This is a genomic window from Halomonas sp. hl-4 (assembly GCF_900215475.1).
GTDB lineage: Bacteria > Pseudomonadota > Gammaproteobacteria > Pseudomonadales > Halomonadaceae > Vreelandella.
This window is the reverse complement of the sequence record NZ_LT907845.1, coordinates 3299202-3325997: the sequence shown is the minus strand read 5'-3', so window position 1 is coordinate 3325997 and position 26796 is coordinate 3299202. Positions and strand designations below refer to the sequence as shown.

Annotated in this window: 23 protein-coding genes; 8 read left to right on the top strand and 15 right to left on the bottom strand. The window is 58.8% G+C overall.

The window, feature by feature from the left end:
* Positions 1-11: 11 nt before the first annotated feature.
* Both CPH17_RS15650 and CPH17_RS15645 read left to right on the top strand, forming a co-directional pair.
* A complete protein-coding gene (locus CPH17_RS15650; RefSeq protein WP_096300251.1) occupies positions 12-1067 on the top strand; it encodes a zinc-binding alcohol dehydrogenase family protein in 1056 nt (351 codons plus the stop codon).
* The gene (locus CPH17_RS15645; RefSeq protein ID WP_096300249.1) at positions 1064-2698 is read left to right on the top strand and encodes a UxaA family hydrolase; all 1635 of its coding nucleotides are present in this window, start codon (positions 1064-1066) and stop codon (positions 2696-2698) included. Before CPH17_RS15650 ends, CPH17_RS15645 begins: the two co-directional genes overlap by 4 nt.
* 104 nt (positions 2699-2802) lie before the next feature.
* Here the strand turns inward: CPH17_RS15645 and nanR are convergent, their stop codons facing one another.
* The 8 genes from nanR to CPH17_RS15610 form a co-directional block, all read right to left on the bottom strand.
* On the bottom strand, positions 2803-3528 hold the full coding sequence (gene nanR, locus CPH17_RS15640; protein ID WP_074395160.1) for a transcriptional regulator NanR: 726 nt from the start codon (positions 3526-3528) through the stop codon (positions 2803-2805).
* Between the two features lie 64 nt (positions 3529-3592).
* A complete protein-coding gene (locus tag CPH17_RS15635; protein WP_096300247.1) occupies positions 3593-4669 on the bottom strand; it encodes an Ldh family oxidoreductase in 1077 nt (358 codons plus the stop codon).
* Between the two features lie 55 nt (positions 4670-4724).
* The gene (locus CPH17_RS15630; RefSeq protein WP_096300245.1) at positions 4725-6104 is read right to left on the bottom strand and encodes a TRAP transporter large permease; all 1380 of its coding nucleotides are present in this window, start codon (positions 6102-6104) and stop codon (positions 4725-4727) included.
* Between the two features lie 42 nt (positions 6105-6146).
* Positions 6147-6689 (bottom strand): TRAP transporter small permease, encoded by a 543-nt coding sequence (locus CPH17_RS15625; RefSeq protein WP_096300243.1) that lies wholly within the window; start codon positions 6687-6689, stop codon positions 6147-6149.
* Between the two features lie 56 nt (positions 6690-6745).
* Complete coding sequence (locus tag CPH17_RS15620) at positions 6746-7747, bottom strand: sialic acid TRAP transporter substrate-binding protein SiaP (RefSeq protein WP_096300241.1); 1002 nt, start codon at positions 7745-7747, stop codon at positions 6746-6748.
* 189 nt (positions 7748-7936) lie between these two features.
* On the bottom strand, positions 7937-8065 hold the full coding sequence (locus tag CPH17_RS20405) for a hypothetical protein (RefSeq protein ID WP_269457709.1): 129 nt from the start codon (positions 8063-8065) through the stop codon (positions 7937-7939).
* Positions 8062-9081, bottom strand: a complete 1020-nt coding sequence (gene pdxA / locus CPH17_RS15615) for a 4-hydroxythreonine-4-phosphate dehydrogenase PdxA (RefSeq protein ID WP_096300239.1) — start codon at positions 9079-9081, stop codon at positions 8062-8064. The genes CPH17_RS20405 and pdxA overlap by 4 nt, the downstream gene beginning before the upstream one ends.
* Positions 9078-9842 (bottom strand): SDR family NAD(P)-dependent oxidoreductase, encoded by a 765-nt coding sequence (locus tag CPH17_RS15610; RefSeq protein ID WP_074395154.1) that lies wholly within the window; start codon positions 9840-9842, stop codon positions 9078-9080. Before CPH17_RS15610 ends, pdxA begins: the two co-directional genes overlap by 4 nt.
* 215 nt (positions 9843-10057) lie before the next feature.
* On the opposite strand from CPH17_RS15610, the gene CPH17_RS15605 reads away from it, so the two are divergent.
* From CPH17_RS15605 to CPH17_RS15595, 3 genes are read left to right on the top strand one after another with little or no spacing between them, the layout of a single operon-like run.
* Positions 10058-11221: a fumarylacetoacetate hydrolase family protein gene (locus CPH17_RS15605; protein ID WP_096300237.1), complete on the top strand. Its 1164-nt coding sequence runs from the start codon at positions 10058-10060 to the stop codon at positions 11219-11221.
* 52 nt (positions 11222-11273) lie between these two features.
* A complete protein-coding gene (locus tag CPH17_RS15600; RefSeq protein ID WP_096300235.1) occupies positions 11274-12575 on the top strand; it encodes an L-fuconate dehydratase in 1302 nt (433 codons plus the stop codon).
* A complete protein-coding gene (locus CPH17_RS15595) occupies positions 12575-13999 on the top strand; it encodes an FAD-binding oxidoreductase (RefSeq protein WP_096300233.1) in 1425 nt (474 codons plus the stop codon). Before CPH17_RS15600 ends, CPH17_RS15595 begins: the two co-directional genes overlap by 1 nt.
* Before the next feature lie 18 nt (positions 14000-14017).
* Here the strand turns inward: CPH17_RS15595 and hpaI are convergent, their stop codons facing one another.
* From hpaI to speB, 7 genes are all read right to left on the bottom strand, one after another.
* Complete coding sequence (hpaI, locus tag CPH17_RS15590; RefSeq protein ID WP_096300231.1) at positions 14018-14785, bottom strand: 4-hydroxy-2-oxoheptanedioate aldolase; 768 nt, start codon at positions 14783-14785, stop codon at positions 14018-14020.
* Between the two features lie 104 nt (positions 14786-14889).
* The gene (locus tag CPH17_RS15585) at positions 14890-16368 is read right to left on the bottom strand and encodes an aldehyde dehydrogenase family protein (RefSeq protein ID WP_096300229.1); all 1479 of its coding nucleotides are present in this window, start codon (positions 16366-16368) and stop codon (positions 14890-14892) included.
* A gap of 13 nt (positions 16369-16381) precedes the next feature.
* Positions 16382-17116: an MBL fold metallo-hydrolase gene (locus tag CPH17_RS15580; RefSeq protein ID WP_096300227.1), complete on the bottom strand. Its 735-nt coding sequence runs from the start codon at positions 17114-17116 to the stop codon at positions 16382-16384.
* Complete coding sequence (locus tag CPH17_RS15575; RefSeq protein WP_096300224.1) at positions 17113-18423, bottom strand: purine-cytosine permease family protein; 1311 nt, start codon at positions 18421-18423, stop codon at positions 17113-17115. Before CPH17_RS15575 ends, CPH17_RS15580 begins: the two co-directional genes overlap by 4 nt.
* Complete coding sequence (locus CPH17_RS15570) at positions 18413-20071, bottom strand: 5-guanidino-2-oxopentanoate decarboxylase (protein ID WP_096300222.1); 1659 nt, start codon at positions 20069-20071, stop codon at positions 18413-18415. Before CPH17_RS15570 ends, CPH17_RS15575 begins: the two co-directional genes overlap by 11 nt.
* 10 nt (positions 20072-20081) lie before the next feature.
* Positions 20082-21464, bottom strand: a complete 1383-nt coding sequence (locus tag CPH17_RS15565; RefSeq protein ID WP_096300220.1) for a YjiH family protein — start codon at positions 21462-21464, stop codon at positions 20082-20084.
* A gap of 145 nt (positions 21465-21609) precedes the next feature.
* Entirely contained in the window at positions 21610-22560 is a 951-nt protein-coding gene (gene speB, locus CPH17_RS15560; RefSeq protein WP_096300218.1) for an agmatinase, read from the bottom strand.
* A 220-nt stretch (positions 22561-22780) separates the two neighbouring features.
* On the opposite strand from speB, the gene CPH17_RS15555 reads away from it, so the two are divergent.
* From CPH17_RS15555 to CPH17_RS15545, 3 genes are all read left to right on the top strand, one after another.
* On the top strand, positions 22781-24199 hold the full coding sequence (locus tag CPH17_RS15555) for a sigma-54 interaction domain-containing protein (protein WP_096300216.1): 1419 nt from the start codon (positions 22781-22783) through the stop codon (positions 24197-24199).
* 112 nt (positions 24200-24311) lie between these two features.
* Entirely contained in the window at positions 24312-25463 is a 1152-nt protein-coding gene (locus CPH17_RS15550; protein WP_096300214.1) for an ABC transporter ATP-binding protein, read from the top strand.
* An 11-nt stretch (positions 25464-25474) separates the two neighbouring features.
* Complete coding sequence (locus CPH17_RS15545; RefSeq protein WP_074395143.1) at positions 25475-26758, top strand: ABC transporter substrate-binding protein; 1284 nt, start codon at positions 25475-25477, stop codon at positions 26756-26758.
* Positions 26759-26796 lie beyond the last annotated feature (38 nt).

Below are 26796 nucleotides of genomic sequence, written 5' to 3'. Positions count from 1 at the left end.
AGGAGGCCCAGATGCGAACCGTCGTATGTGCTGAACCGGGTCACATGACCCTTGAACAGCGCGACCCTCCGAGCTGTGGAGAGGGAGAAGCGCTGCTGCGTATTCGCCGTATCGGCGTGTGTGGCACCGATATCCACGCCTATGGCGGCAATCAACCCTACTTCAGCTATCCCCGTGTGCTCGGCCATGAACTGGCCGGCGAGATCGTCGAGGTGGGTGTCGGGGTGGACCCCGAACTGATCGGCCAGCGCGCCTACGTGATTCCTTATCTGCACTGCGGCCAGTGCCGCGCCTGTCGCCACGGGCGCAGCAACTGCTGCCAGCAGATACAGGTGATCGGCGTGCATCGGGATGGTGGCATGTGCGACACCCTGGCGGTGCCCATCGACCACCTGGTGGTCTCCGACACCCTCGCACTCGATCAACTGGCGCTGGTCGAGTGCATGGCCATTGGTGCCCATGCGGTACGCCGCAGCGAGCTCAGCCATGGAGAACTGGCGGTGGTGGCTGGCGCCGGGCCGATAGGCATGGGGGTCGCCCAGCTTGCCCGTGAACGCGGTGCACGGGTGGTGGTGATCGACACCAACCCTGAGCGATTGGCGTTCTGCCGCGACAAGCTTGGCCTCGAACTGACCTTGAACCCCAACGAGGACGATATCGACGCCGAACTCAAGACCTTGAGCGACGACGAGCTCGCCGATGTAGTGTTCGACGCTACCGGCAATCCCGCCGCCATGCAGGCCGGCTTCGACCTGGCAGGGCAAGCCGGGCGCTATGTACTGGTGAGTATTGTTAAGGCCGATATCTCCTTCCATGACCCCGATTTCCACCGCAAGGAACTGACCCTGCTGGCCAGCCGCAACGCCACCCGGGCCGATTTTGACCAGGTGACTCAACTAATGGAAAGCGGTCGTCTTAAAGCCGAGGTGATGATCACCCACCGCGCCGAACTGGCCGATGTACCCGAGCGGATGCCCGCCTGGTGCACGCCCGCCACCGGCGTGGTCAAGGCGATGATCGAACTCAATGAAACGCCCCAACCATCCACATCGGGAGCCCCGTCATGAGCCAGACCATCGCCAGGGACAGCGGCCAGTTGGACACCCTGCGTGTGCATGCCGCCGACAATGTTCGCGTTGCCCTCAAAGACCTGCCCGCTGGCAGCGAGATCACCGACAACGGCCAGCACATTACCCTCACCGAGGCGATTCGCCACAAGCACAAGTTCACTCTCACGCCCCTTGAGCCCGGCGATACCGTGATCATGTACGGCGTTACCGTGGGGCGCGCTACCCAGCCCATCGCCCAAGGTGCGGCCATCACTACCGACAATGTCGAGCACAGCACCGCTAGCACCGCGCCTCAGGCGAAACGCGGCAACTGGCAGGCGCCAGACGTTTCGCATTTTCATGGCGCCACCTTCGATGGTTACCATCGTCCGGATGGCCAAGTCGGCACCGCCAACGTATGGCTGGTCGTTCCACTGGTGTTCTGTGAGAATCGCAATATCGAGGTGCTGCGCCAGTGCGTCGCCGATGCCCTGGGCGAAGACCCGTTCCGCGAGTACAAGCAGCTTGCCCGCGAGCTACTGCACGGAGATGCGGGCGAGTCGTCGTCGCCCCGCGAGCGACTGTTTCCCAACGTTGATGGTGTGCGATTCTTGACCCACACCCTCGGCTGCGGCGGCACGGATGGCGACGCCCAGGCACTCTGCCAATTGCTCGCCGGGTATATCTGCCACCCCAACGTGGCCGGCGCTACGGTACTCAGCCTCGGCTGCCAGAAGGCGCAGATCGACATGATCAAGGCCGCCGTTCAGGCGCGCGACCCCAAGGGGCTACGCCCGGTGCACTACCTTGAGCAGCAGGCCAGTCAGAATGAAACCGCATTGATCCGCGAATCGCTGACCACCATCTTCGATGGGTTGGCCACGGCCAATCAGGTCGAACGCGCCCCCGCGCCACTGTCGAAGCTCAGCATCGGCGTGGAATGCGGGGGCTCGGACGGCTTTTCCGGGCTTTCCGCCAACCCGCTGGTTGGCGCGGTGATCGACCGCCTGGTGGCGCTAGGCGGCAGCGGCATCCTCAGCGAGTTTCCAGAACTATGTGGCGTGGAACACGAGCTGATCGCCCGCTGCAGTGACGATGCGGTGGCCGAGCGGTTCAGCGAGCTGATGGAGGCCTATCAGCGTCATGCGGCGCTGGTGGGTGCCGATTTTTCGATGAACCCATCGCCTGGCAACATCCGCGATGGCCTGATCACCGACGCCATGAAGTCTGCCGGCGCCGCCAAGAAAGGCGGCGACAGCCCAGTGGTCGACGTGCTCGACTACACCGAACCACAAACACGTGCGGGGCTCAGTCTGCTGTGCTCCCCAGGCAATGACGTGGAATCGACCACCGCGCTTGCCGGATCCGGTGCCAACCTGATCATGTTCACCACTGGGCTTGGCACGCCGACAGGAAACCCGGTCACGCCGGTGCTCAAAATCGCCAGCAACAGCGCGCTTGCCACACGCATGAGTGACATCATCGACTTTGATGCCGGCCCGATCATTCGCGGTGAGGTAGAAATCGGCGAACTGGCTGACCGCTTGTTGGAAATGTGCATCGAGACGGCGTCTGGGCGTTACCAGCCGCGTGCGGTGACGCTTGCTCAGTATGACTTCATCCCCTGGAAGCGCGGCGTCTCGCTGTAGGCCTGCTATGGCGTAAACGTGGGTAAGAAACGATACGACCCGCTTTAGGCGGGCCGTATTGCTAAAGGGCATACTAGCTTGATGCTGACAGGTGGTTGACCGCGTCAATCCGGGGCTGGGGCCAAGCGCTGTTTGAGCTGCATATAGGTGCCATAGTGACGGTCCAAATGACGGCGCATCGCCGCTTCGGCCGCATCCGGATCACGCGACTCAATCGCCTCAACGATATCAGTATGCGCGGCGGTGGCCGCCTTGTCCTCGTCCTTCTGTTGCAGCACCTGGGCACGCCGGTCGTCCAGCCATTCCGACAGCGCCACATGAATAGCATCGAAAATCGGGTTGCGCCCGATGCTCGCCAGGACGCCATGGAATTCATTGTCGGAACGCTTGAAGCGTGCTTCGTCACCGATGGCGTCGCGGTTGTCGGCAAGCGCACCGCGCAGCCGCGCCAGGTCTTCGTCACTGGCATTACGAGCGGCATAGCGAGCCAACGAAATCTCGAACATGGCCCGCGCTTCCTGAAAATACTGCTGACCATCGGGTTTTGAAAGCAGTTGCCGGGTTACCCCGGATAGCCTGGCCATGACCGCCTCGGCGGTAGGGCGAATCACTCTGGCGCGAGTGCCACTGTTGATGGCAATTAGCCCAAGCTGTTGAAGATGAAACAGCGCTTCGCGCACCGCGGGTCTGCCAACACCAAACTGCTCCATCAACTCTCTTTCTGAAGGCAATTGATCATTTTCACTTAGCCGCCCCTCGAGGATCTCCGCCTCGAGCTGTTCGGCGACCTGTTCGGACAGCGTTTTACGCTCGATCCGGTATCTGCTCATAGGCAGTCACCCCTGGTTAACCTGAAATTCGCCGCCATTTTACTGCATTTCTGACCATTATCCTTCAACCGAGTCGAGAGAGCGTCGATATTTGATACTGTTCAGCGATCTCGACGTAGGCTAACTGATTGGCAGAATCCAAGGGGATCCCCTCAGCATCGCGTTTTGCCTGGCAACGCCATTCCCGATCTCCCGGCGCCATTACCCTGGCATTGGCAGAGGCGGGTTGGGCACGCAGGTCAGCCAGATAAGCAGCCAGCCCTCGCGCAAATGTGCCCTCATCCACAAATGCGTCGGGTTTCATAACCAGAAAAAAGTGCCCCACTCCTCGGGGCGTCGACATATCCGGCCCACCCATGGGAAGAAGCTTAAAACCGTGCTGCATTCCCGACAGCATCGAACTCAGTATCTCCACCATGCCACCGAGCCCCGCGCCCTTAAAGCCAAAGTCACGGCCCCCTAGCGGCAGTAATGCCGCCACCTCGCTGGGATTGCGGCTGACCTCCCCGGTGGCATCAGCGGCAACTTGATCGGGTAGCTCACGGCCAATGGCGTCGAACTGCTGCACGCGATTCCAGGGTACCGCGCTGGTTGCCATATCCAGCAGGTAGGGCAACTCGCCCGCCACTGGCGCCGCGAAGGCAATAGGGTTAGTGCCATGGAATGGTTTGGCGCCATCGTGAAGCAGCACAAAGGGATCCGAGTTGCAGAACGCCATTCCCACATAACCACGCTCCGCCGCCGCTAGCGCGTAGCAGCCCGCCGCGCCAAAGTGCGATGAGTTACCCACGGCAACGGCGCCCATGCCCACTTCTTCCGCCATCGCCATGGCGTGCTGCATGGCGGTGTAACCCGCCAGATGCCCCAGCCCATCATCCGCATCTAAATAGCCCGTGGCGGGTAAGCGCTGATGAAACACCATGTTGGGCGTGCCCTTAATACGCCCGCCTTGGAGCGCCTGCAAATAGTGGGGCAACAAGCGCAGGCCGTGGCTATCCGTGCCCATGCGCGAGGCCGTTACCAGGGCGCGGGTTGCCGCGGCTGCCGAGGCATGATCGGCGCCGGCCGCGGCAAGCGCCTCGCCCATGAAGCGCTCCAGGTCCTTCCGGGCAACGCGGAAATCAAGCGAAGTGTCCGTCATTGTTCGATTTCTCCTTGGCGCAGTGTGCGGGCATCTGGGCGAAGCAAGCCCGTTATCAGCGATAGATCAGCGTGGGTAACCACATTGAGATTGCCGGGATAAAGGTCACCAATAGCAGACAGATCACCAACGGGATCAAAAACGGTATCGTGCCGCGCATGCAGCGCTCAAAGCTGACGTTTGAGACTCTGGACAGTACGTAGAGCACCATGCCCACCGGCGGGGTCAGCAACCCAATCATTAAATTGAGCACCATGATCACACCGAAGTGAACTGGATCTACGCCCACCGCTACCGCCATCGGAAGAAGTACTGGCACCAAAATGGTGATCGCCGCGATGGTTTCCATAAAGCAGCCGACGATAATCAGCACGATATTGGCCATCATCAGCACCGCAACCTTGCTGTCGGCGAAGGGGCCCATCAAGGCAATCACGTTTTGGGTGACCTGATTACTGGTGAGTATCCAGGCGAAAATCGACGCTGAGGAGACGATCAACAGGATCACCGCCGTGGTTTCGATGGTTTCCATGCTGACTTTAAGCAGCTTGTGCCAGGTCAGTGTGCGATAAACCACCACGCCCAGTAGCAGCGCGTAGAACACGGCAGCCACCGCCGCCTCGGTGGGCGTAAAGGCCCCAGTAATAATGCCGCCAACGATAATGACCGGCGTCAGTAGCGATAAAAAAGCCCGCTTGAAGGTATGGCCAAGGACGCGCATTGAGAATACCGCATCGCGGGTGTAACCGCGCCGACGCGAGATAATAAAGATCATCAGCATCAGCATGGCACCCATCAACAGACCCGGCAGCAACCCGGCTGCAAACAGCTGACCCACCGAAGCGGACGCCATGACCCCGTAAATCACCATCGGCAGGCTAGGCGGGATAATCGGCCCGATAGTGGAGGAAGCGGCGGTAATCCCCACCGCGAACTCTTCATCGTAGCCAGCGTCTTTCATGGCCTTTACTTCAATCATGCCAAGGCCACCAGCATCGGCGACTGCCGCCCCCGACATCCCTGAGAACACGATGCTGGCGCCGACATTGACATGCCCAAGGCCGCCACGCATCCAGCCCATCAACGCCTTGGCGAAATTGAAGATCCGCTCGGTAATGCCGCCGTTGTTCATTAAACTGCCAGCGAAAATAAAAAACGGAATTGCCAGCAGTGGGAAGCTGTCGATGCCGTTAATCATACGGTGCGCAACGACGATGTTGGGTATTTGCCCGGTGATCAGCACAAACATCAAACAGGCCCCCGCCAAACTAATGGCGATGGGCACCCCGAGCACCAGCATGGTAAACAGAGCGAAAAACAGAAATGCAAGATGGTAGCCCATCAGCGGTAAGATGACGCAGCCCAGCACCGCCAACACCGTCAGAAGTGGCGATATCATTGGCTTTTGCCAGCGCATCACGGAAAGTCGGGACATAGCAGGCCTCTCGATAAAAATGGCACGGCGGGAAACCATCCCTTATACGTCATGGGGACGCGCCCGATATTTCAGATAAAGCCGCTGAACGGTGCGCATGGCCATTAATACAAACGCAGCACACACCGTGAAATAGATAATGCTCTTGGGCAGGTCGATGGAAACCATCAGGCTGTTGGTGCGCGATGCCAGTTGAAAGGTTACCCAGGCCATCGCGATGTAAAAGGTCAAGCTGACGATATTGACCAAACGTTCCATCAAGCGCGCCTGCCACCCCGGCATATAGTGGTAGAAGAACTCCACCATAATATGACTGCCATTACGGGCGGCCATCACACTGCCAAGAAAACCCACCCCGATCAGCAGATAACGGGCGATTTCCTCGGTCCAGCCAATCGAATCACCCAGTATGTAACGACTAAAGAACTGCGCAAATACGACTAGAATCAGTGCCCAAAACAGGATCAGGGTCACCAGATCCTCAAGCCGGTAGTCGCTAAGTCTGAACGGGGTATCGTCGAAGCCAGCCTCAAAATCAATCATCGGATCGCCGATGGGTGGGGAATCGTCTCGCGTGTCATTCATGGCACAAGACTCCAGGCACTCCGCTCACCAGAGCGGAGTGCTGTCGAAGGATAAGATTACTTGCCGATTTCTTGAAGACGCTCGTAGGTTTCTTCGTCCCAGGTGGCGGCATCACCGTTATGTTCGGGAACAACGGCATCACGAAAGACGTCGCGGTCCACCTCGTTGATGGTGTTGCCCTGCTCCTCGAACCAGGCGATCAATTCTTCCTCAGACTTGAGGATATCCTTGGTATTGTTTTCGGCGGCTTCCTGGAACACCTCTCGGAAGATCTCGCGATCCTCTTCAGATAGCTGATCCCAACGCGGCCCACCCACAATGGTGATCAACGAGTCGGTGATATGGCCGGTCAGGTTGATGTAATCCTGTACTTCGTGGAATGCCTTGGCACGGATGGTCGGTAGCGGGTTTTCCTGGGCGTCCACCACACCTTGTTGCAACGCCAGATACACCTCGTCAAACGCAATAGGCGTAGGATTCGCGTCGACCGCTTCCGGCATCATCATATACATCGGCGCGTTGGGCACCCGGATTTTTAGCCCTTCCATGTCGGCAGGTTCATTGATCGGCTCGTTGGAGGTGACATGGCGTTCACCGTAGTAGTTGAGCGCAATGGGTACGTTGCCTGTTTTATCCTCATAGCCCTGGGCAATTTCCTTGAACAGGTCGCTATCGGCAAAGGCCTGCCAGTGATCGAAATCGCGGAACATATAGGCAGCCCCGGCGATGCCAATGGGGCCATAGGCGCGGCCAGCGAACTGCGTGCCGGTATAAATAACATCCACTGTGCCAAGCTCCAGCCCCTCGTTGATATCCTCCTCTTTACCCAGCGAGGAGGCGGGATGCACCTTCATGGTGTAGCGGCCATCGGTACGTTCTTCGATTTCATCTGCGGCCCACAGTGCCCATTCGTGGAAGGGCTCAGAGGTTTCATAGACGTGAGCGAAGCGAAGCTCTTCAGCGGCCTGGACGGTGCCGGCAATGCCGATACCCGCTGCAATTAGCGTGGCAGTCAGCAGGCGGGTCTTAGTTAGGCGGTGTTGGTGTTTGTGGCTCATCGTGTACTCCTCACAACCATTGAATTTGTTGTTGGTCATTGTGCGGGTGGCTTCAGCCGAAGTAACCGACCATCTTGCTGTATACGTATCATACCACCAGTTTCAAACCTAGTTGGTCGCCTGCAATCGCGCAACCATTCAGATAAGGGTTTTTAGTCGAGGTTAGCGCACTCCATCGTTTGGCCCGAGCTAGGCGTGCAAGCGGGCTAGCATTTGCGGATCACCAAAGGCATCCGCCCCGCACGCGGTAAACGAGGCAGATGCATCCAGCGCCCCCGATAGATCGTCGGCACTAACCACCAATCGACAGCTCGTCATGGTTTAGCACCGCTGGCGAGCCGCCGGGCGTAGGCAATCGCTGATCCCATGTTGGTGGCATCTGCTTTGCCCTGCCAGGCAATGTCGAAGGCGGTGCCATGATCCACCGAGGTGCGCTGAAGCGGTAGCCCAAGGCTGACATTCACCGTAGTGTCAAAGGCAATCAGCTTGACGGGAATATGCCCCTGGTCATGGTACTGGGCAATCACCAGATCGAACTCGCCTTTCGAAGCACGATAAAACACCGTATCGGCGGAGATCGGCCCGCTCACATCAAAACCCCGTTCCCGCAAGTGCTCCACCGCTGGGGCAATACAACGGCTATCCTCATCGCCAAAAATGCCGCCCTCGCCACAGTGCGGGTTAAGCCCCGCAACAGCGATACGCGGCTCACGCATGCCCAGTGCCACCAAGTGCGCCTGCCCGGCTTCAACCGTGGCGATGATGCGCTCGGGGGTAACCCGGTCGATGGCGCCCCGCAGCGAGACATGGGTGGAAACATGCAGTGTCGAGAGCGTCTCTGACGCCAGCAGCATAAACGATGAGGGCGCACCGGTCAGCGATGCAAGCATCCCAGTGTGACCATCGTAGTGGTGCCCGGCTTCATGCAGCGCCGCCTTGTTCAGCGGCGCGGTGACGATCACACGGGCGCGCCCCGCCTGCACCAGTTCGACGGCTTTTTGAACACAGCGAAACGCCATATCACCAGCACCGGCGCTAACCCGACCATCGGGAATATTGACGCCCTCCGGCACGTCAACCACGCCGATAGCCACACAATCCTCGCCACGCTCAACCTGTTCCAGCGGCACGAACTCAAGCTTAGCGCCAATACTCGCCGCCGCGCGGCGATAAATCGCCGGGTCACCAACCACCATGGCAGTGGCGCGCTCGGCGGCGGACATGGCATCCAGCGCACGGCAAATGATCTCCGGGCCGATACCGGCAGGGTCACCCATGGTGATAACAATGTCATAGCAGTTGTGACGTTCAGCGTTAAGTGTCGAGCTACTCATGGCATCAACTGCCCGCCATTGACTTCAATGATCTGTCCGGTGACATAGCCACTTAATGCATCCGTGCCGAGGAAAACATAGGCCCCCACGCACTCATCCGCCGTGCCCAGGCGGCCCATGGGAATCGATGCACGGGCGGCCGACAAATGCCCTTCGCTTGAGTGACGCTCGTGGAAGTCGGTGGCAATGGTGCCGGGGGCCACGGCGTTAACACGAATATTATCCCCGGCCAACTCCTTGGCCATATTGCGCGTTATGGTGCTCACAAAGCCCTTCGCCGAGGCATACAGGCCTGCACCTCCCCCACCGCCGTTACGCGCAGCAATCGAGGTGGTGTGAATAATATTACCGCCCCCCGCACGCTGGAAATGCGGCAGCGCCGCGCGGCTGGCCATAACCACCGAGCGCACATTGAGATCCATCACCCGGTCGTACTGGTCATCGTCCATCTCGGCTAGACCAACCCGCCCCAGCATGTCACCGGCGTTATTGATCAACACATCCAGACCGCCCAGGCGCTCGGCGGCGTTATCGACCAGCCGCTTTGTTTCACTTGACTGGCTAACGTCGGCCTTGAGGGTAAAGGCCTCGCCGCCTGCCTCGTTGATCGCCTTGACCACCGCTTCGGCGGGTGCGTCACTGCTGTGGTAGTGCACCGCCACATGGGCACCCAGCGCCCCCAACTGCTTGGCGACTGCCGCGCCTATGCCCCGGCTGGCACCGGTAATCAGTACTCGTTTTCCTTTCCACTCGTCTAACATGCAAGGCTCCTTAACGCTTTTTGTTTTGAAGGCCCACGCTCAGTGAAATCACCATCAACTAGGCAAATTTGCCTATCGACCTGAAATACAGCGGTGCGCTAGAGTAAGGCATGATCTGGCATACCTGTCATACAACACAACATCCATAACATGATAGGCGATAGCGCACCAACCGCCAGTCGCCATGACTAATTTCCACTACTCTGGAGGCACGCATGCAACCACTGTCACACACCGACACTCTTCCCGATGACGTGGACAAAGCGCTGCTCGTCGGCCGCGTATGGCGGGATGGCCAACGGCCTGGGCCCGCACTGATTACTATAAACAACGGCCAGGTGATCGATATCACCGAGTTTGGCCCGACCATGGCGGACCTGCTAGAGCGCGACGATTTGCTGGAGGTAGTGCAGCGAGCAAAAGGCCCCCATCTAGGCAGTATTGAAGCGCTGCTGGCGAACTCTCAGTTACCACAACCCCAAGCGCCCTACCTGCTTGCCCCCTGCGATGTGCAAGCCGTTAAAGCATGCGGCGTCACCTTTGCCGTCAGCCTGTTGGAGCGTGTGATTGAGGAGCAGGCAGGCGGCAACCCGGCTAAGGCCGCGGAGCTGCGTGACGATTTGCAGGCGCTGATCGGCAAAGATCTTTCCAAGATTAAGCCCGGGTCTGACGAAGCGATGTCGCTTAAAAAAGCGCTCCAGGCCCGCGGAGGGTGGTCACAATATATGGAAGTCGGCATCGGCCCCGATGCGGAGGTGTTTACCAAATCCCAGCCGCTCTCATCGGTGGGTTTTGGCACCCCGGTGGGGTTGCACCCGTCTTCAAAATGGAATAACCCCGAGCCGGAAATCGTGCTGGCGGTGGACAGCCGTGGCCAAGTGCGCGGTGCTACCCTGGGCAACGATGTTAATCTGCGTGACGTTGAGGGGCGCAGCGCCCTGCTGTTAGGCAAGGCGAAAGATAACAACGCTTCCTGCTCGATGGGTCCGTTCATCCGTCTGTTCGATGACCACTTCGATATCGACAGCGTACGCAATTGCCAGGTCTCGCTGCGGATCGAAGGCGAAGACGACGACTTCCTACTCCAGGGTGAGAGCGATATGCGCGAGATCAGCCGCGACCCGCTCGACTTGGTAAGTCAAACCATTGGCGACCATCATCAATACCCAGACGGTTTTATGCTGTTTCTCGGCACCATGTTCTCGCCAATTCAGGACCGCGACGGCGAAGGTCAGGGCTTCACCCACCACCTGGGCGACCGCGTCACCATTGCGACGCCAGCGCTCGGCGCCTTGGTCAATAAGGTAGGCAGAAGCGATCAACTGCCGCCCTGGACGTATGGCATTCGCGAACTGATGCGTCATCTATCGCACCGTTAAGACTGTTTCTGTTAATCAATACACCAACCACCTCAACGCCAAGGAGAGCACAATGACAACCATTACTCGCGTCGAGATCCAGGATATTCGTTTCCCTACTTCGCGCTCGCTGGATGGCTCGGATGCCATGAATGCCGCGCCGGACTACTCCGCTGCTTACGTCATCCTGCACACCGATGACGGCAGCCCCGAAGGGCACGGCTTAACCTTTACCATCGGCCGCGGCAACGAGATCGTGGTTACCGCCGTACAGTCGCTGGCACCGCTGATTGAAGGGCGAACGCTTGCCTCAATTACCGACAACATGGGCAATTTCTGGCGGGAGATCACCGGCGATAGTCAGCTACGCTGGATTGGCCCCGATAAAGGCGCGATACACTTAGCCACCGCCGCCATCGTCAATGCCGTGTGGGATATGTGGGCCAAAAACGAAGGCAAGCCGGTATGGAAACTGCTGGTGGATATGACGCCGGAACAGCTAGTGCGCTGCCTCGACTTCCGTTTCGTCACCGATGCGCTGACGCCCGAAGAAGCGATCTGCCTACTGCGCCGCCAGGCCCCCGGCAAAGCAGCTCGCGAAGCCGAAATGCGCCGCGATGGCTACCCCGGCTACACCACCTCTGCGGGCTGGCTGGGTTATAGCGACGAAAAAGTGCGCGGCTTGGCCCGGGAGGCGCTAGCCGAAGGCTGGACGCATTTCAAACAGAAGATTGGCGGCGATATTGAAGAGGACGCCCGCCGTGCAGCGCTGCTGCGCGAAGAGATCGGCTGGGACAACGTGCTGATGATGGACGCTAACCAGGTATGGGAAGTCGACGAGACGGTCACCAAGATGCGTCGCCTGGCGGAATTCGACCCGCTGTGGATCGAAGAGCCCACCAGCCCTGACGACATTCTTGGCCACGCCGAGATTCGTCACCGCGTTGCGCCTATCGGCGTGGCCACCGGCGAGCACTGCCACAATAAGGTGATGTTCAAACAGTTCTTCCAGGCCGACGCCATCGACTACTGCCAGCTCGATGCGGCACGCCTGGGTGGGCTTAACGAAGTCATTTTGGTGGTACTGATGGCCGCCAAATTCGGCGTACCCATTTGCCCCCATGGCGGCGGCGTCGGGCTGTGCGAGTACACCCAGCACATTTCGCTGTTCGACTACATCGCAGTCTCCGGCAGTCTTGAAGGTCGTGTGCTTGAATACGTGGACCACCTTCACGATCACTTTATCGACCCAGTGGTCATCAACCGTGGCCGCTACCAGGTGCCTGAAGCGCCGGGTTACAGTATTGCCATGCACGCGCAGTCTCAAGCACAGCACCGCTTCCCCGAGGGCGCGGCCTGGCAGGAAAAGTGTTAATGACAGACACCACCCCCTTTCTAAATGAGCTAACTGCCCTGCTCGGCGAGCGGGGTTTAGTCCGCGAGCCAGAGGCCATGGCGCGCTACGTCAGCGACTGGGCAGGCGATACGCTTGGCACGCCGCTGGCCGTGGCACGCCCGGCGACTACCGAGGAAGTCGCCGAGGTCGCCAAGCGCTGTTATGCGCATGGAATAGCGATGACGCCCCAAGGCGGCCATAGCGGCTTGGTGGCAGGCGCCTTGCCCGCCGCCAGCGGGCAGGAATTGGTAATCAGCCTGGAGCGCTTAAACACGGTGCGCGCCATTGATCCGGTCAACTTCACCATGACGGTGGACGCGGGCTGCATTCTTGAGAACGTTAAGCTGGCGGCATTTGAGCATGACTGCGATTTCCCGCTCTCGCTGGGCGCTCAAGGTAGCTGTCAAATTGGCGGCAACATCGCCACCAATGCGGGTGGGCTTAACGTGCTGCGCTACGGCATGATGCGCGAGCTGGTGCTGGGTCTTGAAGTGGTACTCCCCGACGGGCGCCTTTGGGATGGCCTTAATGCCCTGCATAAGGACAACCGCGGCTACGATCTTCAACAGCTGTTTCTGGGCAGTGAGGGCACCTTGGGCATTGTTACCGGTGCGGTACTCAAACTGTCACCACGCCCTACCCAGAGCCGCACCGCGTTACTTGGCCTGCCCTCTGTTCAGGCAGTGATCGACCTGTATGGTCTAGCGCGCCGCGACTGCTGCGACTTGCTGACCGCCTTCGAGCTGATCCCCTGCCGCTGTATCGAGCTGGCCATGGAAGCGACCCCCGAGCTGCGCGACCCGATGGACAGCGTCTACCCCTGGTACGTGTTGATGGAAGTGGCGGCCACGGGGCCGGTAGATCTCGGCTCAATGCTGGAGCAACTGCTGGAAACCGGCATGGAGCGCGAGCTGGTGCTGGATGGCGCGCTGGCATCAAGCGACACCCAATCCGCCCAGCTGTGGCAGTTCCGCGAGAGCATGCTGGAAGGCCAACGACGGCGTGGCGAGCATCTGCGCACCGATATCTCGGTGCCCATCTCGGCAATTGCGGACTTTGTTAGCCAAGCGAGTGAGGTCGTCATGGCCGCCTCCCCCGAGTGCGAAATTATTGCCTACGGGCATGTGGGCGACGGCAACCTGCACTTTAATATCCTGCCGCCTACGGCAATGGCGGATAGCGATAAAAAAGCCCACCTACACGACCTGGAGGAGCGGCTTTTTAACGTGCTCGACGACTTCCACGGCAGCATCAGCGCCGAACATGGCATTGGCCGCACCAAGCAAACGCATTATATGGCGCGCTTATCACCTATTGAACGGGAACTGATCAGCGGCGTTAAAGCACTATTTGATCCCAAGGGACTGATGAACCCCGGGCGGATTTTGCCTACTGATAAGTAGCGCCGGCTTGAGATGCCATTAGCGCTTGAAACGCTCTGCCAGCCCACGCAGAGCGTTTGCATAAAGCAGCGTATCAATCCCCACGCCAACGAAGGTGCAGCCCGCCGCGAGATAGCTGCGGGCGGCCTGCTCATCTACCGTGACGATACCCGCGGCCTTGCCCGCGGCGCGTATCTGGGTGATGGCATCGCTGATCGCCGCTGTCACCTCGGGATGGTCAGCGTTACCGAGATGCCCCATTGAGGCCGACAAATCCGCCGGGCCAATAAATACTCCATCGACGCCTTCTACGGCGGCAATGGCCGCTAAGTTATCCAGCGCCTGGGGGCTCTCCACCTGCAGCATTAGGCAGACTTCCTCATCGGCGCGGGTGAGATAGTCTTCCACCTGCCCCCAGCGCGAGGCGCGTGCCAGCACATGGCCCACACCGCGACTGCCCCGGGGTGGGTAGCGCGTGGCCGCGACTAGCTCGGCGGCTTGGTCGGCTGTTTCCACCATGGGGATCAGCAGGTTCTGCACGCCAATATCCAGGTAGCGCTTGATCAGCACGGCATCGCCGGTGGGCGGGCGAACCACCGGATGACTTGTATAAGGTGCCAGCGCCTGGAGTTGGGCAAGCAGGCTCGACACATCATTGGGGGCATGTTCAGCGTCAAGCAGCAGCCAATCGAAGCCTGCCGTGGCGGCGATCTCGGCCGAATAGGCACTCGCCAGCCCGAGCCAAATCCCCGTTTGGGGTTGGCCCGCCAGTAGCTGTCGCTTAAAAGCGTTGTGCGGCATTTTCATACGGGCTCCCTTGCATGCTGGCTCTGTTGACAATACCTGGGACATCGCATCCAGCTAAGCGCCAAACACCCCGCGATGCAAGGATAAAGACCCATGATGTCGGGTTAACCTTCTGCAGGCCCAATCACATGCTTCACTTCGAGATAAGCGCTTAGCCCCCAGGGGCCGAGTTCGCGGCCGATCCCGCTGCGCTTGAAACCGCCCCAACCGGTTTCGGGTAGCACCAGCTGTTCGCTGTTGTACCAAATGCTACCGGCTTTAAGCTGACGCCCAATGCGCTTCGCCCGCTCTGGGTCCCCGCTGATGACAGTAGCCGCTAGGCCAAAGACGCTGTCGTTGGCAAGCTGAATGGCTTCGGCTTCGCTGGCGACGCTGCGCGCGCAAAGTACCGGGCCGAAAATTTCTTCTTTCCATAACCGACTTTCTACCGGCACATCGCGGTAAAGCGTGGGCGCCAGGAAGTAGCCTTTTTCTGGCAAGGCGCGGTGTTTTACATCGCGCACTGCCGCAAGGCCTTCCTGTTCGGCAATATCCAAATAGCGCTGCACGGCGTCGCGCTGTTTGGCACTGGTCATTGGGCCAAGATCAGTGCCTTCGGCGAGAGGGTCACCCAGGGTTAGCACGTCCATACGCTCGGCAAGGGCGTCGTAAAGCGCCTCGGCTACGTTTTCATGGACCAGCAGGCGTGAGGTGGCCGAGCAGATTTGTCCGGCATTGAAGTAGATACCCGCCATCACCCAGTCAGCGGCTTGGGCGGGGTCGGCATCCTCCATCACCAGAATGGGTGATTTGCCGCCTAGCTCCAGGGATACGCTGGCAGAGCGTGCGGAAGCAGCCTGCATCACCGCTTCGCCGACCCGATTGCTGCCGGTAAAAGAAATTTTGTCCACACCTGGATGATTCGTCAGCGGCGCACCTATGCCTTCACCGTCGCCGTTGAGCAGGTTGAGCACGCCTGCTGGCAAGCCGATTTCCAGCGCGATCTCCGCCAGCACACGCTCGGGCAGCGGCGTCACTTCCGACGGTTTAAGCACGGCAGCACACCCCGCCGCTAAAGCGGGCGCCAGCTTCCAGGCGCTGGTCACCAGCGGGAAATTCCACGGGGCAATTAGCCCTACGACGCCCACGGGGTCGTGATAAGTGCGCGCCTCAACGCCCTCCATTTCCACGCTGACCAATTCGCCCTGGCGGGCATCCAGCGCCCTAGCCTGACTGGCATAGTAGCGATAGCAGGCAATGGCGTCGTCAAGATCGATACCCGCTTCCGCCAGCGGCTTGCCGTTATTGGTGGCCGAAAGCGCCATGAGCGCTTCCCGACGGGCTTCCAGCGCATCGGCAAACCCCTCAAGGTAGTTTGCACGAGCAGTTCCACCCAGCGCCTGCCAGGCAGGCTGCGCCATTTGCGCGGCTTGAACGGCAGCGTCTACATCCGCAGCATCTCCGGCGGTGACCTGAGCAATGCGCTCTTCACGATAGGGATTCATCACGTCGAGCAGACGCGTGCCTTTGGAGGCAACCCATTGATTGTTAATAAACTGTTTATCTAACAGCGCTGGGTGGTCTGCGCTTGAGGAAGTAGGCACCTGGGTGACTCCTTTAAAGGGCGTGTTGGCGAAGCCAGTCATCGATTAGTTGCTTGAGGTGCTGGCCGCTAAAACTGGGAAAATGGCCGCCGTGTACCGTGCGCACCGGCAACTCGTTAAGCCGTCGCATACTGGCGGCATAGTCGGTGAGGTTGCTGTGCCATAGATCTTCAATCAACGGGCCATCGTAAATTAAATCGCCCGAGATCAAGGTTTGGGTAGCCGCTTCCCACAGGGCGATACCGCCGGGGGAATGGCCCGGCGTATGAATGACTTGCCACTGGCGATTGCCTAAATCAAGTATCTCGCCATCTTCTAACGGGCATACCATCTGCGGCGCGGTAATGCAGTATCGTTCGTGGGAATATGGCTCGGGAGGCAGCGCTTCAAACATATCATCGCTGAGAAACTGCGCTGCCAGCGTACGGTTGTTGTCGGGTGAGCGAAGAATATCGGCTTCGGCAGCATGCACATGGCAACAGCCAAACTCATGGGCAGCGCCGATATGGTCAAAGTGCGTGTGGCTGGCCACCGCTAACAGATCACGCTCGGCAAGCTGCGCCACGTGCTGGCGCAACGGCACCGCGCCCAGGCCAAAGTCCACGACCATGCCCCGCTTGCTGCCCTGGACATGCCAGATATTGCAGCGATAAAACGGCTTGATCCACGGCTCGTCAATCAGCGTAATACCGTCCGCCTGGGTGGCGGTACGGTACCATTGCCGTTCGTTGATACGTGTCAGCCTCATGCCGTTGCCCGCTTGCTAATGGCCACTTTACTGACAACGTAATAAAGCGCACCGGTAATCACAAACACCGGTAGCGAGGCGCCGAAGTCCAGCGGTGCCACCCAGTTCCAGTAGTAAGCCAACATGGCCCCGACCGCATAGCTGCCCAGAGCGAACCAGTTAAAGGCGGGAAGGCTCTCGGCGCCATGAATCAACTGAGCCGATGTGTAGCGTTGGCGACCCAGCAGGAAGTAGTCGACGATCATCAGTGAAAAGGCAGGAATAAAGACGCTGCCAATAATCAGCAGAAAATTCTGGAACTGATCGAGAATGCCAGGGATCAACGCACCCACCACCGACACGACGCCAATGATCAGCGCTGGCTTCCAGAACGGCACCTTGGGCCGCACGCTCATGAACGAAAGCGTCGCGCTGTACACGCACATAACGTTGGTGGTCAGCACCGAAAAGAAAATCACCAGCGCTGCCGGTAGCCCAAACCCAAAACCGCTTAGCAGGGCTGTGGGATCGTAGGTCTGCTCCATGCCTTCCGCGATGGAAAGCGCCGAGACCGTTGCGCCCAGCCCCATGGCTATCAAGGTGGCCGTCACATAGCCGCCCCAGGTACCGACGACCGCTGCCTTCAACGTTCGGCAGTGGCGATTGTAGTCTGCCGCGAGCGGTATCCAGGAAAACGCGGTGGCCACCACAATATCGAAGATCACACCGCCGCCCAGCACCCCTTCAGGCTCCAGTTGGGTAATGCTTGGCAGGTCGTAGTGACGATTGAGCGCAAACAGCACCACCGCCGATAGCCCCACCATCAACAGCGCCGCGATTTTCTCGACCTTCTCGATACCCAGGTGGCCACGTAGGGCAATCAGCACCACCAGTGACTCACAGATGACGGTAAAGAGTGCCACATTGGAGTAGCCGGTCAGGCTTTCCACGGCGTAATCCAGGCTCATGCCCGCCAACAGCGCCTGGATCCAGCTCCAGGCAATCAGCGCCAGCAGGTTCACCCAGGCGGGGAAAAAAGCGCCTTTTCTACCGAAGGTACCGCGCGCTAGCACCATGGTGGTCATACCGGTCCGCTGGCCCATGACCCCGATCAACACCAGTGGGATAATGCCGATCGCCGAGCCTACCGCGATCAGCAGCATGGCATGCTGGAAGGTGAGATCTGGCACCAGAAACATGCCGGTTAGAATCGTGGTAACAACGACGTTAGCGCCCAACCACAGCGCGAAGGTTCCGGGCAGTCCGAGGCTATGCTCGACGTTGTCTGCCGACAGCGTATCCTGGCCTACAATTCGATCAGTCTTCATGGGTGTCTCCCAAGTTTATTAGATTTCTCTGCCAGGCAACGGCGTCAATTTCGATCATCAGAGGTCCGGTAGGTGCGCGATTGGCTAGTGCCTTGGCAAGCTCTTTGGGGCTTTCCACCAGAACGCCGGGGCAACCAAACCCTTCGGCCAGAGTGAGAAAGTTGGGCGCTTGAATATCCACGCCCAAGCGCGCCACGCCGTTAGCGTCCATATAGCGGCGAATTTCTTCGTAACCGGCGTTGTGCCACAGCACAATGACCACCGGTAAGCGTTCTTCTACCGCCGTGGCAAGCTCAGAGAGGGTAAACATCACCCCGCCATCGCCGACGAGGGCTACCACCGGCAGGTCCAACCGGGCAAGCTGCGCGCCCAACGCGGCCGGCAGGCCGTAGCCCAAGGTGCCGTAGCCGGTGGACGCATTGAAGTAGCGCCGGGGCGCTGGCTGACTGACCAGATGGTTGCCGGCATATACCGGTGCTGTGGAGTCGCCGACCAGAATGGCGTCGGGAAGATACTCGGCAAGCGTTGTATACAGCGGCACAAAGTCGCTAAACGCCGGATCATGTTCCAAGTTCAACGCGCTCAAGGCCGCGGCGGTTCTCTCAACGCCATTACGCTGTAGTTGATTAGGGAAGTAAGCCAGTAGCAGCTCAAGGCTCCGCCCCGCATCGCCCACCAGTCCAAGCGTTGTATGCTGGTTGCGTACTAACTGTTCAGGGTCTAGATCAATGCGAATCAGCGTGCCGTTGAGCTGAAAACCATCGTCAAACACCACGTCGTAGTCGGTTTCACCCAGTTCGGTGCCTACCGCCAAAATCACATCGGCGTTGGCCGCCAACTCTCGCACGGGTGGCAGCGCGGCGTTAGCGCCTAAATCCAGCGGGTGGTCGCGGCCTAGCAGGCCTTTGGCGTTGATGGTCGTTACCGTGGGGGCATCGAGTTTGTCGACCAATGCCGTTGCCGCCTCCGGCGCCGATACACAGCCACCGCCCAGCAGCACCAAGGGCTGCTTCGCTGCTTTTATTAAGCGTGCAGCCTCGGCAACCCCTTCTGGGTCGGGGGCGGCTCGATAAAGCGTAGGCGCCTGCCAACTCACCGGCACACTCACCGGCGCATTGAACAAATCGATAGGGATTTCAATATGCACCGGACCAGGGCGCGCGCCGTTAAACACGGCAAAAGCGCGGGCCAGCACGTCAGGCAGGGTGCTGGCATCCAGCAGCGTGTGGCTAAAGCGCGCCACACCGCTGATCATCTGCTGCTGGCTGGGCAGCTCGTGCAGTCGCCCCTGGCCCAGGCCCAGGGTATCGCGGCGATTAACGCTTGAGATCACCAGCATGGGGATCGAGTCCGCCAGGGCCTGGCCCATGGCGGTGGCGATATTGGTCATCCCCGGTCCGGTGATAATCAGGCACACTCCGGGCTGGCCGCTGGCCCGTGCGTAGCCGTCGGCCATAAACCCCGCCCCCTGCTCATGGCGCGGGGTGACATGCTGTACATCGCTGCTTTCAAGCCCACGGTAAAGCTCCACCGTGTGCACACCGGGAATGCCGAACAATGTCCTCACGCCGTAGGTATCGCGCAGCAGACGGATCAGTAACTCGGCGCAGGTCAGGGTCGTTGCCGTTCTCTCATTGGCATCGCTCATTACAGCCCCCTTAGAAGAAAAACGTGTGGGCCATAAAGGCAATAATCGGCAGCGTGATAGCGGTACGCAGCAGGAAGATCGCCACCAGCTCCCAGAGCTTGATGGGAATTTTCGACTTGAGCAGCAGCGCACCGATTTCCGACATGTAGATCAACTGGGTGAGCGACAGGCAAGCGATCACAAAGCGGGTAAGCTCGCTTTCAATATTGGTCGCCAGTACCGCCGGCAGGAACATATCCGCAAAGCCCACCAGCGTGGCAGGTGCCGCGGCTTCCGCTTCAGGAATCCTCAGCAGCTCAAGCACCGGCACCATGGGGTAGGAAAGCCAGGTAAACAGCGGGGTAAATTCCGCTAGAATCAGCGCTACCGTGCCAATCGCAAACACCAGAGGTAATAGCGCCAGGAAGATATCCATTACGTTAAGCAGCGCTAATCGCGCTAACTTCTGGGGCCCAGGGGCACCAGCGGCGCGGCGGGTTGCCTGCAATAGGCTATAACGAAACAGGCCGATTTTTGCGGTACGTTTTTCGCTTAGCTGACAGCCCACCGGCTCGTAGTAGTCATTGGCTTTACGAGACAATGGTGGCAAGCGAGGCACAATTACCGCCGCGATTAACCCCGCAACCACTACTGTGAAGTAAAACTGCACAAACAGGTGGTTAATATCCACAAAGCTGGTCACAAGCAGCGCAAAGGCAATAGATACCACCGAAAAGTTTGACGCAATCACCGCCGCTTCACGACCGTTATAGTAGCCCTGCTCATACTGCTGTGTGGTGATCAGCACGCCGACGGTACCCGACCCCATCCATGAGGCGGTGGCATCGATGGCGCTGCGCCCCGGCAAATTAAAAATAATCCGGAACGGCTTGCGCACCAGGCTGCCGATAAACTCCATAAAGCCGAATTCCACCAGAAAAGGCAGCAGCAGCGCGGCAAAGAAGAAGAAGGTGAGTAGCACCGGCGCCAGGTCGTTGAGCATCACCCCACCGGTAAACGACGCGGTGACAAACTCAGGTCCAAACTGGAAATAGGTCATCAGAGCAAATATCGCACCCAGTATGCGCATCGCAAGCCATACCAGCCCGACGTGGAACATCTCCTGCAGTATGCCGACTTTCGCCCAACTGGGATCGACCAGCTTGACGTAAAGCGTCGCCACCACCGATAGGCAGAGCACAATTACTGCAATCGCAGGCAATGCCGAGCCCAGTAATGTTTGCAAGCCATCGGCCATTAGGCCCATGCCGATGTTAATGGTGTCACCCACTTGGAACGGCACCAGAAACAACAACACCCCGATCAAGGAAGGAATTAAGAATTTAAGCAAATGGCGCCGTTGGATCGGCTCATCGGCGCTTGGCTCGTCTAGCTGCATATGCGAGGAGGACATAAAATTCACCTGTATTGAAGGTTTATTGGAGGTGAGTTGGCGGCGTTGGTCGCGGCGACAAGCGCCGCTGCTTTAGCTTGTCTATTTATCGACTGCGCCTTGTTAAGCCGACGCTTTTCTATCGCAATTTCCTGACGTCATCGGTTTAATCGCTACGCTTTACACCTGGCAGCACGCAGAGCATTTCATACAGCAACGTGGCCCCCATTAGTGCGGTGTTACCGCTGGTGTCATAAGGAGGAGACACTTCCACCAGATCGCCGCCGACAATATTTAAGCCCGCAGCGCCACGCACGATTTCCAGCCCCTGGGCAGAGGTCAGCCCGCCCATTTCTACCGTGCCGGTGCCTGGCGCCACCGACGGATCCAACCCGTCAATGTCGAAGCTGATATACACCGGGATGTTGCCCATCTGCTCGCGCACCTCTTTCATCAGCGGCGCCAGCGAGCGGTACCAGCAATCCTCCGCCGGGACGACACGAAAGCCCTGGTCGCGACACCAGTCGAAATCCTCAGCGGCGTAGCCGGTGCCGCGCAGGCCAATTTGCACCACCTTGCCTTGGGCTAATAACCCCTCTTCCTGGGCGCGGCGAAACGGCGTGCCGTGGGCAATGGGTTCGCCAAACATATGCTCGTTCACATCGGCGTGGGCATCGATGTGGATCAACCCCACCGGGCCATGCTTTTTGGCAATGGAACGCAATACAGGCAGTGTCAGCGTGTGTTCGCCACCTAGCGTTAGTGGAATGCAGTTGTGCTTGAGCACGTCATCGTAAAACGCGGTGATGATGTCGACGCTTTTCGGCAGGTGAAAGGTATTGATAGGCACGTCACCGATGTCGGCCACTTGCAGGCTCTCAAAGGGAGCCGCGCGGGTCGCCATGTTATAAGGACGAAGCATGCGTGACTCATCACGGATCTGGCGCGGCCCGAGACGTGTGCCGGGGCGGTTCGAGGTGCCAATGTCCATCGGAATGCCAATAAACGCCGCGTCGAGTCCCTTGGCAGTCTCCTGCGTGGGCAGGCGCATCATAGAGGCGGGCCCCGCAAAGCGGGGCATTGTGTTGCCACCCAGCGGCTGGTTGAAGTCCGACATGCATCTCTCCTCGATCTTCTTTGAAATTATTGAATCGCAATGCGATCGCTTTTAAAGCGCTATTTAACTGTTAATAAATACTGCACAGAGCGTGCCAAGTCGCCGAAACCGCTAAATAGGCGCTACCGCCAGCTATTTAATGCAAAAATGCATTGAAACAATCAGCCTGCTGATTCAATAATGAATCATCGATTCAAAAACGCATCATAGGAGCCAGCCGGTGAGCAACATCGACAGTTGCGTGCTGCAAACGATTGTGGAGACGGCCAACGACCACTTCTTCATTGTTAGTGGCAAGGGTCGGGTGCTGGATATTAGCCCCGGGGCAGAGGCGGTTTACGGTGTCTCCCGAGAAGAGCTGCTTTCCAGCACGGTTCAGCAACTGCAGCAAGCAGGGATATTAAAGCCGTCGATCACCCTGGAAGTGATGCGCACGCGAAGGCCGGCGCAGCTTATGCAGGTTACCGGGACGGGGCGCCGGGTAATTGCTGAAGCCTACCCGGTGTTTGTGGACGGCAAACTTGAGCGCATTATTAGCCGCTCGCGGGATCTAACCGACTTGCAGTTACTACAAGACGAATATGCTCTGCTGCAAAAACGCTTCAGCGAACATTTAAAACGCAGCCACGCCGCGCCCGACGCCGAAGAACAGGCACTAGATGACGCACTGGATAATCTCCAGGTCCGAAGTAATGTCATGCGCGAAATTGCCCTGCTGCTTAAGCGGGTGGCCCCTTCCGATGCCAACGTGCTGATGCTTGGCGAGTCCGGCGTGGGTAAGACCGCCTTTGCCAAGCAGTTACACCGCTGGAGTGGCCGACGCGATGGCCCGTTTATCGAGGTCAACTGTTCAGCCATCCCCGAAAACCTTTTCGAATCCGAGATGTTCGGCTATCAGCCTGGCGCTTTCAGTGGGGCCGCAAGGCAAGGTAAAGCGGGCCTATTAGAACAGGCCGAAGGTGGCACATTATTTTTGGATGAGATCGGCGAACTGCCACTGTTGATGCAAACCAAGCTGCTCAAAGTAATTCAGGACGGCAGCCTGACCCGTTTAGGCGATACGCGCCCGCGCCGGGTTGATTTTCGTTTGGTAGTGGCCACCAATCAGGACTTAGGCAAACAGGTCGAAGCCGGGCACTTTAGGCTGGATCTTTACTACCGTCTTAACGTAATTCCCGTCACTCTGCCGCCACTGCGCGACCGCCGAGAGGATATCCCCGACCTTGTTGATGCCTGTTTGAACCGGCTGAATCAGCGCTACGGCCGACAAAAAATTCTGGGCAATCAAGTATGGTCGACGCTGATGGGAAGCGAGTGGCCGGGCAATGTGCGCGAGCTGGAAAACTGGTTGGAAAGAGTCTGGCTTTCAAGTCCTAGCGATCAAATCGAAGCTCCCGGCGCTCACCCCTATACCGAGCAATCGTCGATGAATGTGCAAAGCGCCTCGCCTACTGCCGACGCAGCACCCATCGAGCCCCACGAAACCCTCAAGCAATATCTCGCGCGGCTGGAGCGGGAAACGCTCACACAGCTCAGCGCTACGTTACCCAGCACCTATGCCATCGCCGAGCGGCTGGGCATCAGCCAATCCAGCGTCGTTCGACGCCTGCAGCGCTACGGTATTAAAGTCACTCGGTAAATATTTCGCTTGACACAGCTAACGTAACAACCCATCCATATAAGTGTCATGCAAGTGCAACACCTTCAACACAAGCTGTACCAATAACAATCAACAGCCGGTGATGTGTGTTATGAACCAATCGCGTATCCGCCTGGAACGCGTCACTAAACGTTGGGATGCGACCGCCGCTGTCGATAATATTTCTTTCGACGTGACGCCAGGGCAGTTCGTCATTCTGCTGGGGCCGTCGGGCTGCGGTAAATCAACCACATTGCGTATGATCGCGGGCTTAGAAGAAGCCAGCGACGGGCATATTTATATTGGTGAGCGCGACGTAACCCGCTTACCGCCCGGCGATCGCGGGCTGAGCATGGTGTTTCAGTCCTATGCCCTATTTCCGCACTTGAACGTGGCCGACAACATCGTATTTGGCCTACGCAGCCGCAAGGTCCCCAAGGCAGAACAGCGCGAGCGGTTGGCCAAAGTCGCTGAATTAGTCGACCTAACCGACTACCTGCACCGCAAACCGGCTCAACTGTCTGGTGGCCAGCGCCAGCGCGTTGCCCTCGCGCGCTCCGTCATTTCCGAACACCCGATTTGCCTGATGGATGAGCCGCTTTCCAATCTGGACGCTCGCCTACGCAGCGATATGCGCCGGGAAATAAAAGCACTACAGAGCCGCCTGAATATGACGGTGGTCTACGTCACACACGACCAGGTGGAAGCCATGAGTATGGGTGACCGTGTGATTCTGATGCAACACGGCCAGATCGTGCAGGACGGTACGCCCGACGAGCTTTACAACCGCCCCGCCAGCGCCTTCGCCGCAAGCTTTATCGGCAGCCCGGCCATGAACCTGCTACCGCTGGTGGCAGGTGACAACGGCGCCGTTATTGAGGGTGAACCGACCACGCCCGTAGCGCCCCTGGCAGCCGTCGGCGGGCAACTGGGAGTTCGTCCGGAAGATATCGAACTACGTCACTCAGCCGCCCACGGTGTCACTGCAAGGGTGTTGAACGATGAATATTTGGGCGCCGACACCATCGCCCACTTAGCGGTAGGCGAACACACTTTGAGGATTCGGCTGAGCGGTCGCCACGCGATCACCGGCCAGACATGCCGGATTGGCTGGCCCGCCCACGCCGCTCACCTGTTCGGTGACGATGGGCTGCGCCGTGATGACCTTTCGCCTTATCACCTGATGCCCACCGCTGAAACGACGGCCACCAGTGCCTCGCCCTTCAGCTCATTTCAAGACGCTGTACTCCACCCCCCTCGTTGAGGAGTTACCCCATGCGTGCACGAATACCGTTTGCCCTTTCCGCGCTCACCGCGGGCCTGTTAAGCGCTGGCCAGGCTGTCGCCGACGACCCGATTGAACTGACCATGTACTACCCCGTCTCGGTAGGCGGTGCGCTTACCGATGTGGTTGACGATTTGGTTGACGAATTTGAAAGCGAGCATCCCGATATCGACGTGGACGCTATCTACGCTGGCAACTACGACGACACTCGTGTACGCGCAATGTCAGCCATTGAAGCCGGCGATACGCCGCAGCTGTCGGTGTTGTTTTCCATCGACCTGTACGAGTTGCTTGAGCAAGACGCTATTGTGGCCTTCGATGACCTGGTTGAGACCAACGAAGAACGCGAATGGCTCGACAGCTTCTACCCAGGGCTAATGGAAAACGGCCAGTTGGACGGCAAAACCTACGGCATCCCTTTCCAGCGCTCGACCATCGTACTGTTCTGGAACAAAGACGCCTTTGAAGCCGCTGGCCTTGACCCCGAGACACCCCCTGAAAACTGGGAAGAAATGGCCGAGATGGCGGCCACCGTGCGAGAGGCGTCCGACGAGGAGCAGTGGGGTGTCATGGTGCCCTCCACCGGCTATCCGTACTGGATGTTTCAGGCCTTCGCGTTTCAAAACGGCCACCGCCTGATGAGCGAAGACGGCACCGAGGTGTACTTTGACGACCCCGCCGCTGTGGAGGCGCTCGAATACTGGGTATCCCTAGCGGATGAGCACGCGGCAATGCCCGACGGTACTATTGAATGGGGCACGCTACGCCAGAACTTTATCGAAGAGTCCACTGCCATGATGTGGCATACCACCGGCAACCTGACGGCCGTTCGCAGTGAGGCCGACTTTGACTTTGGCGTCGCCATGCTACCGATGAAAACCCAACGTGGCAGCCCCACCGGCGGCGGTAATTTCTATGTTTTTGAAGACGCGACAGAAGAAGAACAGCGTGCGGCGATGACGTTTATCCGCTGGATGACCGATCCCGAGCGGGCAGCTGCCTGGTCGATCGAAACAGGCTACATGGGCGTCAGCCCCGATGCCTACGAGACCGAGGCACTGCGCGACTATGTGGAAGAATTCGCACCAGCGGCAGTCGCTCGCGACCAGCTTGAACACGGTACAGCGGAGCTTTCCACCTACCAGGGTGGCCGCGTGCGCCGCGCGCTGGATAATGCTGTTCAGGCCGCGCTAACAGGGCAAATGTCGCCGGAAGAAGCGCTTAGCCAAGCACAGCAGGAAGCCGAAGGCGTACTGCGCCGCTACGCTCGCTAACGCACTTTTCCATGCTTGCCGGGGCCCGCCCCGGCTTT

Coding starts and splice junctions, on each gene's coding strand:
- CPH17_RS15595 (WP_096300233.1), top strand. CDS start 12,575: ATGACAGACACCACCCCCTTTCTAAATGAGCTAACTGCCCTGCTCGGC.
- CPH17_RS20405 (WP_269457709.1), bottom strand. CDS start 8,065: ATGACGAGCTGTCGATTGGTGGTTAGTGCCGACGATCTATCGGGGGCG.
- CPH17_RS15565 (WP_096300220.1), bottom strand. CDS start 21,464: ATGTCCTCCTCGCATATGCAGCTAGACGAGCCAAGCGCCGATGAGCCG.
- CPH17_RS15550 (WP_096300214.1), top strand. CDS start 24,312: ATGAACCAATCGCGTATCCGCCTGGAACGCGTCACTAAACGTTGGGAT.
- CPH17_RS15635 (WP_096300247.1), bottom strand. CDS start 4,669: ATGACGGACACTTCGCTTGATTTCCGCGTTGCCCGGAAGGACCTGGAG.
- CPH17_RS15645 (WP_096300249.1), top strand. CDS start 1,064: ATGAGCCAGACCATCGCCAGGGACAGCGGCCAGTTGGACACCCTGCGT.
- CPH17_RS15605 (WP_096300237.1), top strand. CDS start 10,058: ATGCAACCACTGTCACACACCGACACTCTTCCCGATGACGTGGACAAA.
- CPH17_RS15630 (WP_096300245.1), bottom strand. CDS start 6,104: ATGTCCCGACTTTCCGTGATGCGCTGGCAAAAGCCAATGATATCGCCA.
- CPH17_RS15600 (WP_096300235.1), top strand. CDS start 11,274: ATGACAACCATTACTCGCGTCGAGATCCAGGATATTCGTTTCCCTACT.
- speB (WP_096300218.1), bottom strand. CDS start 22,560: ATGTCGGACTTCAACCAGCCGCTGGGTGGCAACACAATGCCCCGCTTT.
- CPH17_RS15625 (WP_096300243.1), bottom strand. CDS start 6,689: ATGAATGACACGCGAGACGATTCCCCACCCATCGGCGATCCGATGATT.
- CPH17_RS15570 (WP_096300222.1), bottom strand. CDS start 20,071: ATGAGCGATGCCAATGAGAGAACGGCAACGACCCTGACCTGCGCCGAG.
- CPH17_RS15575 (WP_096300224.1), bottom strand. CDS start 18,423: ATGAAGACTGATCGAATTGTAGGCCAGGATACGCTGTCGGCAGACAAC.
- CPH17_RS15620 (WP_096300241.1), bottom strand. CDS start 7,747: ATGAGCCACAAACACCAACACCGCCTAACTAAGACCCGCCTGCTGACT.
- CPH17_RS15545 (WP_074395143.1), top strand. CDS start 25,475: ATGCGTGCACGAATACCGTTTGCCCTTTCCGCGCTCACCGCGGGCCTG.
- CPH17_RS15610 (WP_074395154.1), bottom strand. CDS start 9,842: ATGTTAGACGAGTGGAAAGGAAAACGAGTACTGATTACCGGTGCCAGC.
- hpaI (WP_096300231.1), bottom strand. CDS start 14,785: ATGAAAATGCCGCACAACGCTTTTAAGCGACAGCTACTGGCGGGCCAA.
- pdxA (WP_096300239.1), bottom strand. CDS start 9,081: ATGAGTAGCTCGACACTTAACGCTGAACGTCACAACTGCTATGACATT.
- nanR (WP_074395160.1), bottom strand. CDS start 3,528: ATGAGCAGATACCGGATCGAGCGTAAAACGCTGTCCGAACAGGTCGCC.
- CPH17_RS15650 (WP_096300251.1), top strand. CDS start 12: ATGCGAACCGTCGTATGTGCTGAACCGGGTCACATGACCCTTGAACAG.
- CPH17_RS15580 (WP_096300227.1), bottom strand. CDS start 17,116: ATGAGGCTGACACGTATCAACGAACGGCAATGGTACCGTACCGCCACC.